The organism is Xanthomonas sp. 3058 (assembly GCF_014199765.1).
Lineage (GTDB): Bacteria > Pseudomonadota > Gammaproteobacteria > Xanthomonadales > Xanthomonadaceae > Xanthomonas > Xanthomonas campestris_B.
In genome coordinates this window covers 60,746-70,616 of sequence record NZ_JACHOF010000021.1, presented here as the reverse complement: position 1 = coordinate 70,616, position 9,871 = coordinate 60,746, and the positions used below count along the sequence as shown (strand labels likewise).

Below are 9,871 nucleotides of genomic sequence, written 5' to 3'. Positions count from 1 at the left end.
CATCTCGGCCAGAAAAATCTCGCGCCGGGTCTGCTTGCGCTTGCCCAGGCCCTCAGCGTCACCGAACGTCAGTTGCATGGATCACTCCTCAACATCAGGCGGGTAGTGTCGCGTATCTGTGGTGCGTTGTTCAGAGGTTCCTTAGGACCTTCATTCATGGCGCAACGCTACCTGCGCTCCTAGATGTTGGGCTATTAAAACTTCGCACGAATCAAAAATATTATTATTTCGAGGCATTGCGCCTTGTTTCCAGCGGACGCTGGGAAGGGAATCTGAGCACCTGCACGACCTAGCAATTCGTGCTAGCCGCTTTTGGCGTGGCGACTTAACTAACGCGAACCAGTTGCCTAAGAGCCGCTAACAAAACCTAGCGAGCGCCTGTCAGTGAGTGCAGTGGTTTTGTCGGTCGTATCTTGGTGGATGCAGTCAGAAGCACAGATCAAACACTGAGTGGGTCGAGGGCGCGGTGCCCTCACCGCTCGCGGGACACGCCGTGCATCCATCCCTGGAGGCTCGGTGGCGGCATCCATGCCGCCACACGGTCCCGCAAGCGGCGAGGACACCGCACCAGAGACTCCGCTGGTTGCTGTGTTTAAACCCATGCATGCCGACCATCTCGACTGGTACTTGCCCGCCCAGCGTCGCGGGACCTTACGCGGCATGGATGCCGCGTAAGAGCTTACAAGGACGTCCTTGCAGCGTGTCCCGCGACGCTGGGCGGGCAAGGGCCCTGCAGCCAGGCCGCAGATCAGCCGGCCTGCAGTAGGCTGACGCGAAGTCGTTTTGTTAGCCGCTCTTAAACTAACGCGAACCAGTTGCCTATGTTATTTCACTGGGCAACTGGCAGACCTTGGAGCGATATGCCACGCATCACGTGACACGGCAATGCAAACAGCACGCTCTACAGTGCAGCCGTGAGCCGCTCGGCCACCCAGCGTTCGGCGAAGCCGTCGCCACGCGCGTTTTCCAGAAAGCCGCAGTGGCCGCCCCAGCGCGCGATTTCCAGTTGCGCATGCGCAGGCAACTTCCAGGCGGCGAAGTCGCCGAACGGAATCACCGGGTCGTCTTCGGCCATCAGGATGGCGCACGGAATCTGCAAGCCGGCCAGACGTTCGCCGGCGATCGAATAACTGTCGAAATACGCCTGCAGCGAACCATGCCCGGTGTGTTGCTCGGCCAGCCAGGCCATCAGGCCACGCATGTCCAGCGCCAGGGTGGCATCGTCGTAACCATGCTGCTCGGGGAACAGCTTGCGCTTGCGCAGCAGCGAGTCGCGCCATTTACGGCGGAAATACCAATCGTAGAACTGCGGGCCGTTTTCCAGCTGCAGCATGGTCGCGGCAGGATCCAGCAACGGGCACACCGCCGCCACGCGTACCAGCGGCAACCCGGCGGCCGGCGCGCGCAGTGCCAGCCGCAGCGCAAAATTGCCGCCCAGCGAATATCCGGCCGCCAGCAATTGCGGCGCAGGAAACCGCCGCCACAGATCGCCTGCTGCGTTGACCACCTCGTCGATACGATCGGAGTGGAACAGATCCACGTTGAGGTGATGGGTGCCGCCGTGATCGCGGAAATTGAGCCGAAAGACCTGGTAACCGAGTCCCAGCAGGCGTGCTGCGGTCAGCCGCATGTAATTGGACTCGGCGCTGCCTTCCCAGCCGTGCAGCAATAGCACCGTACCGCGTACCGGCGCGTCGCCGGGCGGGATGCTCATCCAGCCCTGCAAGCGCACGCCGTCGCCACCGTCGAGAATGTGCTCGGTGGTGACCGCACCGCTGGCAGCCAGCAACTGGCGGCTGCGGATCCGCCGCAATGCGCTGCTGCCCAGCACCGACTGCACATGTGGATTGCGCAGCCAGCGCGGCGGCAGATAGTCGGAGGCGTTCATGCGCTCATCGGGCCAGAGAAGGTTGCGCTGGCCGCAGGGGCGATGAGCATGCGCATCGCCGGCTCAGGACTCCATCGCGGCGATGATGCGTTGACGCGAGGTATCGGCCAGGCGACGACGTCCTTCGATATCCAATGCGCGAATCGGTTCGAGAAAATGCACTTCGGCCAGCCGCGACGGCTCGCCGAGCAGGCGCACGATATTGGCGAAGAAGCTCTCGCGCTCGCCGAACGCCACCACCGCCTGCGCATTGCCGCGCTCGCCATAGCGCAGCGCCACCGGCTGCACCGGCACGCCGGCCTCGACCGCCGCCTGGAAGATGCGCGCATGGAACGGGCCGACCTCGGTGCCGCCACGGGTACGCCCCTCCGGGAACACTCCCACCGGCTTGCCGCTTTGCAGGCGCAGCAGCATCTCCTGCAGCACACCGCCCAGCGACTCGGTATTGCCGCGCTGATGGAAGATGGTCTGGCCCTTGGTCGCCAGCCACCCCACCAACGGCCAGCCGGCGATTTCGCGTTTGGCCACGAAGCCCATCACGCGCTGGCTGTGCAGCATCGAGATGTCCACCCAGCTGACGTGATTGGCCACGAACAACGTCGCACCCGGCAGCGGCGTGCCGAAACGCCGCAGGCGAAATCCGAAGATGCGCATCAGGTTGCCCTGCCACCAGCGGATCATGCGCTCGTCCAGGGTGTCGTCGCGTCCGGTACGGATGCGCGCCAGCGGCGGCGCCACCACGCATAGCATGGTGATCGGCAGGCAGATGCTCAGGTGCATCAGCAACAACGGCACCCGATACAGGTACCGGAACCAACGCGTCGCGCCGCCAGCAGCACGCGTGGCGTCCAGGGATGACTCGCTCATTGACGGAACGGAACCGGTACCAAAGGAAGGAAGCGCGACTATTGTGACAGCAGCTCGGCCATCGCGCAGTGCCGGCGACGGGCGGCGCTGTTCCACCCATGTGCTTGCAAGACATCCTCAGCCATTGAGGCGCGGCACCACCGCCAGGGTCAACCGCGACACGCACACGCGCTTGCCGGCCGGATTGTCGATGGTGATGTCCCACACCTGGGTGGTACGCCCCACATGCACGGCTCGGGCGGTACCGGTGACCAAGTCCTGATGGGCGGCGCGCAGATGGTTGGCGTTGATCTCCAGTCCGACGCACATGTGGGTGGTCATATCCACGCACAGGTTGCCGGCGCTACTGCCCAGGGTTTCGGCCAGCACCACCGAGGCGCCGCCATGCAGCAGGCCATACGGCTGCTTGGTGCGCGCATCCACCGGCATGGTGGCACGCAACCAATCGTCGCCGGCATCGGTGAAGACGATGCCCAGATGCTCGGTCAAGGTGTCGCGACTGGAGGCGTTGAGGGCGGCCAGATCGACGGGTTCACGGAAGGTCATAGGCTGGGGATTGGGGATTGGGGATTGGGGATTGGGGATTGGGGATTGGGAATCGGGAATCGGGAATCGGGAATCGGGAATCGGGAATCGCAACAGCGTCTGCGGCCGGGAAGTGTGGTTCAACTGTCGCCCACTGCCTCGGCTCCGAGGGTGCTGCAACGGTTCATGCAGGTTGTCTGGGTGCTGCGGCCGACATCATCGCTGTGCGGCGTCAACGCTCGGCCTGCCTCCATGCGCCGCGCAACCTCTCGCCATCACAGCGGCCGGTTGCCGACCTACCCGATCAAAGAATCGGCACCAACCCGGCGCCGAAGGCGGTCAGCATCCGGACCAGCAGCCACTTCGGGCCGACGTTGACCTCGGGGAAATCGCCCACCGCCACATAGCACTGCCGGAATTGCGGATCCTGCCGCTTGAGCGGGAACGGGCAACCCGGCCCCGGCTGGAATTCGTAATTGGTGGCATAGCGCCAGGGCCAGAAATCCAGCACCGGCAAGGCTTCCGACACTTTGCCCACGCTGTAGTTCAATCCGCTCAGTACCGGCGGTTTTTCGCGCGAAGCCACCGTCCAGGCGTTTTCCGGGGCGATGTCGCGTTCGATGCTGGCCGCCAGCGCCTGCGCGAAGCGCACATCGTCGATGACCACCGCCGCTTCGGTGTTGTAGTTCTCGCTGCGCGGATCGAAGTTGTGGGTGCCGATCACGCCGATGCGGCGATCCACCACCAGCGACTTGGCGTGCAGGCCCATACGCGCACCGGCACGGGTCACCGGCAAGGGTTTGTTGACCGCACGCGTGCCCAGAAACGAGGGCCGCGTCTCGGTGCGCAACACGCGTCGATCGACTTCGCTGCCACCCGGCACACGCCCACCTGTCGCACCGCGCCTCGCAGTGCGCGCCGTCGCATCGGCGCCACCGCCGCCGCCGCCGCCGCCGCCACCGCCAATCCCGCGCATCGCGTTGCCGGCCGCGCTGCCGCCGATCAGGCGATTGACGCGACCATCGCCGCTGGCAGGCTCGGAGGCGGCATTGAGCGGGTCCGGCACCAGGTTGGCGTAGTCCACCGGCGCATCCAGCGGGAACGGCTTGTACTCATAGATGTTGAAGCCCAACTCGCGCAGGTTGCGGCGCTTGAACTTGTAAGAAAGCGCATAGACGATCGGGTTGTCGGTGGCGGCCAGGCTGTTGGTGGAAACCACGATGCGCGGCGGTTGCGGGCGTTTGCGCAGGTCGCGGAAGATCGCCTGGGCCGCATCGGACAGCACCAGATACGGCGTTTGCAGCAACACTTCCTGTTGCGCGCCGGCGATCAGGCTGTCCAGCTCCGGCGCCGTGGACACCGCCTTGGCGGCGTGTTCCTTGCGGTGTTTCTGCGGCAGATCGGCTACGTACAGCACGCGCTGGACCGGCATGGCGGGCGTGACGAAGGCATCGCGCACGAATTGCGGGTCGCGGGCCTCGCGGTCCACGCGCGCCACCCGATCGGGGCGTTGGACGTCGGCCGCCGGCATCGTCGGGGCGCCCTGCTGCAGCAACAGGCGTCCGACATCGTTGAGCCGCTCGGCTGGCACGCTGCGCCGCGCACGCCAGAACGCATCGAAATTGGCCGCCATCGCACGCACTTCCGGCCCGGCCAGAATCACGTCGCGGTCGCGGAAGTTGTATTCGCTGTCCCAGTCGTAATAGTCGTCCTGGTAATTGCGCCCGCCCACCACGCCGAGTACATCGTCCACCACCAGCAACTTGTTGTGCATGCGCTGATTGAAGCGGCGGAAACAGCACGCGACGCTGCCGACATAGTCGAAGTAATTGAGCTTGACCTTGCCGAAGGTGGGGTTGTAGATGCGCAGCTGCAGGTTTTCGTGGGTGCTGGCCAGCGCACCGAGGATCTGCAGATCGGCGATCGCCGACAGCTGGTCGATCAGGATGCGGACCTTGACCCCGCGCTGGGCGGCGTCCACCAACGCATCCAGCACCATGCGCGCGCTGTCGTCCTTGTCGAAGATGTAGGTCTGCAGATCGATGCTGCGGGTGGCGCTGCGGATCAGGTTGAGCCGCGCAACCAGCGATTCCTCGCCGTGATCGACGATGGTGGCGTAGTGCCGTGGCGCGGCCGGCGTCGAAGCGGTGATCGCATCGCCGCCGAGCGTGCGCAAGGGCGAGACCTGGGCGCAATGATTGGCCTGGGTGCAATTGACTGCGGTACTGCGTGCGGCAGCGGCGATGCCGGCGGCACGGTTGCGTTCGATTTGCGACAGGCCGGCGCATCCGGTGCCGAGCAACAGCGTTGCCAGCACAAGCACCCTCAACAGGAGCGTCACGGGCGCCGCGCCTCCTGCAGCCGGCCACGCAGAATGAACGTCACCCTGTCGCCCAGGGCCATCTGCCACGCATTCATTCCGTACCGTCCACGCAGCACCGTACCTCGACTGATCACATCGCAATCATAGCCCGGCCGTGCGCATTCAGCCGCCGCCACATGCAGGGTCTCCACATGGGTGATTCCGCGAATGGTCAGGTTGCCGGTGATGTCGCCGCCCTTTTTTACCGCTTCTTCGGTATAGGGAAACGACTCGAACTCCACCACCGGATACTGTTCCACATCGAAAAAATCCTCGCCGCGCATCCACGAGGTGTAGCGGTCCTTGCCGGGAATTTCCACCTGCGTGGCATCCAGACGGAAGCGCACCTGCTGGCGTCCCTCGGGCGACTCCACCACCTCACCGTGAAACCGCGGGAACAACCCCTCGATCTTCATGCCGAAGCGGGTCTTGATTTCGAATCCGAAGCGCGATTGCACCGGATCGATGGAATGCAGCTTCTGCTGCGCCATGCAGGGCAGCGCGACCCAGAGGACGAGCCAGGCGTACCAGCGCAGCGATGGGGTCACGGATCAGGGCCACCAGAAGGCGGTCAGGCGCGCGATGCCCGGCTCGATGGCAGCGTCCAGCGGCAATGCCAGCAAGGCGATGGAGGCGGTCGGCATGCCTCGGTAATCGCCGGTCTGCCCGCTGTGCATCAGCGCGGCCAGGCGTTCCAGGCCGGGGTTGTGGCCGACCAGCAGCAGGCGCTCGGCCTCGCGGTGTTCGTCCACCAGGCTGGCCAGGGTCCCGGGTGTGGCCTCGTAGATGCGCTGATCGAGGCGTTGCTCGATATAGCCGGTGAGCTCGAGCACCGCTTCCAGCGTTTCGCGGGCGCGCCGCGCCGGGGAGCACAACACGCGGTCCGGCACCAGGCGCTGCTCGCGCAGCCACCGGCCAGCCGATTCGGCCTCGGCGATGCCATGCGGGGACAGCGGGCGATCGAAATCGGCCTGGCCGGTGTCGGCCGGTTCGGCGTGGGCGTGTCGCAGCAAGATCAATTCGCGCATGGAATCTATCCGGTTCTAGGATTTCTTGAGCCACTTGAACAGCGGCTCCCAGTCCTGTTGATGGTCGCGCACCTGCGCCGAGCGGTAGTCGAACAGGCTGCGTCCCAGCCCGGCCATGACCACATAGGCCTGGGTATCGCGCAGTTGGGCCACCAGCGGGTACGGCCAGGTGCCGATCATGTCGGCCGCCTGTTGCGAGGTCTGGGTCCAGGGGCGGGCGCGATTGAGCACCAGGCCCACCGGCAATTTGCGCTGGTGCACGCGCGGCACCTTGGCTAGCGTGTTGAGGAAGCCGACCACCGCTTCGATATCCAGCGCCGAGGACAGCACCGGCACCACGATGGCATCGACGTGGTCCAGAAACCCACTGAGATCATCGGCCATCGCCCCGGCCGGGGCATCGATGATCAACTGGTCGGTGCCATCGGGCACGGCGGCCTGCCAGCTGCGGCGACGGGTGGCATCGATGGGCAGCACCGCACTTTCGAGACTGGCGCGGCGCTGCGCCCAACGCGTGGACGAGCCTTGCGGATCAGCATCTGCCAGCACTGTGCGCTGGCCCTGCAACGCCGCATGTGCGGCCAGATTGGTGGCGATCGTGGTCTTGCCGACGCCGCCTTTGGAGCTGGCCACCAGGACTGTCTTCATGCACGCCTCGCTTCCGGGAGCAAGCCGGCAGCGTACACCGCGCGCGGGTGAGGAAGTAGTCGAAACGTGTTAAACGCGACAACGCACTGCAGGCGCCAGGGTCACGCGCGTGCGGCCGGCGGGCGAAGATGCGTGCGCGGCGTGTGCCTGGCGGATGCCTGCAGCGTGTCGTCAGTTGCCCTGCGTTGCATTGGCGGTGCTGTCATCGCAATGCAGCATTGCACCGCGATGCGCTCGCTTGCGCATGCGTGCACTGCTGTCCACGCTGCTGAACCGCATCGCATCACGCCGCCAGACGCGCCAACAGCCAGGCCCACCCAGGCAGGGTCAGCAATGACAGCAGGATGCTGTAACCGACCATCGCTGCGGCCAGACGCGGTGCAAGCCGATGCGAGATGGCCAATGCGGCAGCGGTGATCATGGTCGGCATGGCCGATTCGAGCACGTTGGTCTGCAACACCTGCCCGTGCAGGCCGAGCGCCCAGGACAGCGGCAGCGCCAGCACCGGCATCAGCGCCAACTTGAAGACCAGACCCACCGCCAGCGGCTTGAGTTCCTCCGCCGGCAGACGCAACTGTAGCGAGAAGCCCACTGCCAGCATCACCAGCGGCAGCATCGCATCGGCCAGGCTTTTCAGTCCTGAGCCGATCCAGGTCGGCGGGTGTTCCGGCATCAACGTCAGCGCGAACAGCAGCGCCCACAGCGGCGGAAACCGCAGCATCCGCAGCAGGATGATGCGCGTGGTGGGCGGCGTGTCGCCGCTGTAGCGCGCCAGCACGTACAGCCCGAAGGTGGACAACAGCACGAAGGTGCCGAACTGGTCGTAGGCCACCGCATACGGCAAGGCCTGGTCGCCGATCAGCGCACGCACCATCGGAAAACCGATGAAGCTGGAGTTGGTGAACACCACGCACATCAGCAGCGCGGCGTATTCCTCGCGGCCGAACCGGAACACACGGCTGCAGCCCCACAGCAGCGGCACGATGATGGCGGTCAGCAACCACGGGGTGGCGATCACACCGCCCAGCGAGGCATCCAGATGCAGGCGCGGTACATAGGTCAGCACCGAGGCAGGCAGGCAGACATACAAGACGATGCGATTGAGCACCTCGGCGCTGTTAGCTGGCAGCACCCGCAGGCGGGCGAACAGCAGGCCGAGCCCCAGCATCGTCAGAATCAATGCAAATGCATCCACCGCCATGGCGTGATCAGGTCCGTCGGAAAGCGACGCACAGGATCGCACGGCGCGCGTGGCAGGCCTGGATCTGCGGCGCGTTGGCCTGACGCGCACCTGCACATGCGGCCGCCCTGTGCGGTTTCCCGCAGCCGCTATAGACGCAAGCCGGGGTCAACCATGCAGACCGACCATCTGCACGGCCCTTGTCCGTTCACCGCCGCGGCACCGTTGGCGACATGGATGCCGACAAAGCGCCCACAACGGTGTAGTGACCACGTGTCGTGTGATGGTGGCGGGTACCAGGCAGCACACGTCGCTCCGTCGCGGCGTCATCCACACCGTCTAGTGATGCCCTATAGAGCTAAAGGGGGGACTTGCGACGGCCGGTGATGGCGAATGGGCGCGTCCCTGGGTGCGCAGTCGCGACAGCCGCACGATAGGTGGAGCAGTCGGTCGCCAACGACGTCCATACCGCTCGCTTCGAGGACGACGCACGTTGCGCAGGCCGCTTCTACGCGAACGCAACCCTTGCGGCAGATGGCCCACCGCAGATGCTGCCGATGCACCCATCGCGCTGCGGTGGTTTCCCTCCATGCGATGCCGCTTTACGGGAACGCAGGCGGGTTGGCCTTCCAGGCGGCGAACACCTCGGCCAGCGTGGCGCGCTCTGCCTCGCGCCAGTCCGGCAATTGGCTGGCGTAGTTGGCGGGGCTGCTCCAGCGATCCGGCCAGGTGCGCACAGCGGCGGCGTACCACTGGACCGCCTCCTGCTTGCGATCGGCGCGCCACAGTGCCAATGCGGCGGTGGTCGGCAGCCATTCCGGGGCGAGCGGGCGGCCGTTGGCCAGCGTGGCCCACTGCTGCAGCGCCTTGTCGGGCTTGTCGGCGCGCAACAGATCCCAGCCGTAATTCCAGGTGATGGTGCGATATTGCTGGCCACCGTTGGAGACCAATGCCAATGCGCCCTGGTAGAGCTCGTCGCCCAATTGGGTGCGGCCCCCGGCGTAGGCGAGCGATGCCAGCTGTGCGCGTGGCTCGGCCGCGCGCGCCTCGCGCTGCACCATCGCCGCCAACCGGTCGACCACCGCATCGCCCTGACCCTGCACGGCGACCACGGCCTTGGTCGTACTGCGGTCTTCGTCGAAATAAAATTCTTTGGGCTTGGGCAGGGATTGCGCCTGCGCCAACGACCAAACGCCTCCGAGCAGGGCCAACGCAATGGCCCATGCGAACTTCGTTCTCACCGGTTTTTCCCCTTGCGACACACGACAAACCCCAACCCGGTCCCATCCTAACCTCAGTATCGCCGCGATGCACACTCGCCGGCCAAGGACGTGAATAGCGGCTGTTACACTTGCGATGCCTTTGGAGCCCCG

10 protein-coding genes are annotated in these 9,871 nt (G+C 65.3%); 1 reads left to right on the top strand and 9 read right to left on the bottom strand.

Features of this window, described 5'->3' with window-relative positions; translation table 11 throughout:
* The coding region (locus tag GGR61_RS20980) for a hypothetical protein (protein WP_221237446.1) at positions 1-183 on the top strand (183 nt) is incomplete at its 5' end.
* A gap of 718 nt (positions 184-901) precedes the next feature.
* On the opposite strand, the gene GGR61_RS18270 is transcribed toward GGR61_RS20980, so the two are convergent.
* The 9 genes from GGR61_RS18270 to GGR61_RS18230 all read right to left on the bottom strand — a co-directional run bounded on the left by GGR61_RS18270 (position 902) and on the right by GGR61_RS18230 (position 9,739).
* A complete protein-coding gene (locus GGR61_RS18270) occupies positions 902-1,888 on the bottom strand; it encodes an alpha/beta fold hydrolase (RefSeq protein ID WP_184409404.1) in 987 nt (328 codons plus the stop codon).
* 63 nt (positions 1,889-1,951) lie between these two features.
* Positions 1,952-2,851 carry a lysophospholipid acyltransferase family protein gene (locus GGR61_RS18265; protein WP_184409403.1) on the bottom strand — a complete coding sequence of 300 codons (900 nt, stop codon included), beginning with the start codon at positions 2,849-2,851 and terminating at the stop codon, positions 1,952-1,954.
* A gap of 21 nt (positions 2,852-2,872) precedes the next feature.
* The gene (locus GGR61_RS18260) at positions 2,873-3,301 is read right to left on the bottom strand and encodes a hotdog fold thioesterase (RefSeq protein ID WP_184409402.1); all 429 of its coding nucleotides are present in this window, start codon (positions 3,299-3,301) and stop codon (positions 2,873-2,875) included.
* A 283-nt stretch (positions 3,302-3,584) separates the two neighbouring features.
* Positions 3,585-5,621, bottom strand: coding sequence for a phospholipase D family protein (locus GGR61_RS18255; protein WP_184623131.1), 2,037 nt, complete (start codon positions 5,619-5,621; stop codon positions 3,585-3,587).
* Positions 5,618-6,190 carry a YceI family protein gene (locus GGR61_RS18250; RefSeq protein WP_184623129.1) on the bottom strand — a complete coding sequence of 191 codons (573 nt, stop codon included), beginning with the start codon at positions 6,188-6,190 and terminating at the stop codon, positions 5,618-5,620. Before GGR61_RS18250 ends, GGR61_RS18255 begins: the two co-directional genes overlap by 4 nt.
* 3 nt (positions 6,191-6,193) lie before the next feature.
* The gene (locus GGR61_RS18245) at positions 6,194-6,670 is read right to left on the bottom strand and encodes a histidine phosphatase family protein (RefSeq protein ID WP_184623127.1); all 477 of its coding nucleotides are present in this window, start codon (positions 6,668-6,670) and stop codon (positions 6,194-6,196) included.
* Positions 6,671-6,685: 15 nt separating this feature from the next.
* Complete coding sequence (locus GGR61_RS18240) at positions 6,686-7,318, bottom strand: ParA family protein (protein WP_184409398.1); 633 nt, start codon at positions 7,316-7,318, stop codon at positions 6,686-6,688.
* A gap of 283 nt (positions 7,319-7,601) precedes the next feature.
* The gene (locus tag GGR61_RS18235; RefSeq protein ID WP_184623125.1) at positions 7,602-8,519 is read right to left on the bottom strand and encodes an AEC family transporter; all 918 of its coding nucleotides are present in this window, start codon (positions 8,517-8,519) and stop codon (positions 7,602-7,604) included.
* Positions 8,520-9,100: 581 nt separating this feature from the next.
* Positions 9,101-9,739 carry a tetratricopeptide repeat protein gene (locus GGR61_RS18230; RefSeq protein WP_184623123.1) on the bottom strand — a complete coding sequence of 213 codons (639 nt, stop codon included), beginning with the start codon at positions 9,737-9,739 and terminating at the stop codon, positions 9,101-9,103.
* Positions 9,740-9,871 lie beyond the last annotated feature (132 nt).

Bases quoted from the DNA above. Each gene is read 5' to 3' on its own strand.
- GGR61_RS18245 (WP_184623127.1), bottom strand. From the start codon at position 6,670: ATGCGCGAATTGATCTTGCTGCGACACGCCCACGCCGAACCGGCCGAC.
- GGR61_RS18240 (WP_184409398.1), bottom strand. From the start codon at position 7,318: ATGAAGACAGTCCTGGTGGCCAGCTCCAAAGGCGGCGTCGGCAAGACC.
- GGR61_RS18235 (WP_184623125.1), bottom strand. From the start codon at position 8,519: ATGGCGGTGGATGCATTTGCATTGATTCTGACGATGCTGGGGCTCGGC.
- GGR61_RS18270 (WP_184409404.1), bottom strand. From the start codon at position 1,888: ATGAACGCCTCCGACTATCTGCCGCCGCGCTGGCTGCGCAATCCACAT.
- GGR61_RS18260 (WP_184409402.1), bottom strand. From the start codon at position 3,301: ATGACCTTCCGTGAACCCGTCGATCTGGCCGCCCTCAACGCCTCCAGT.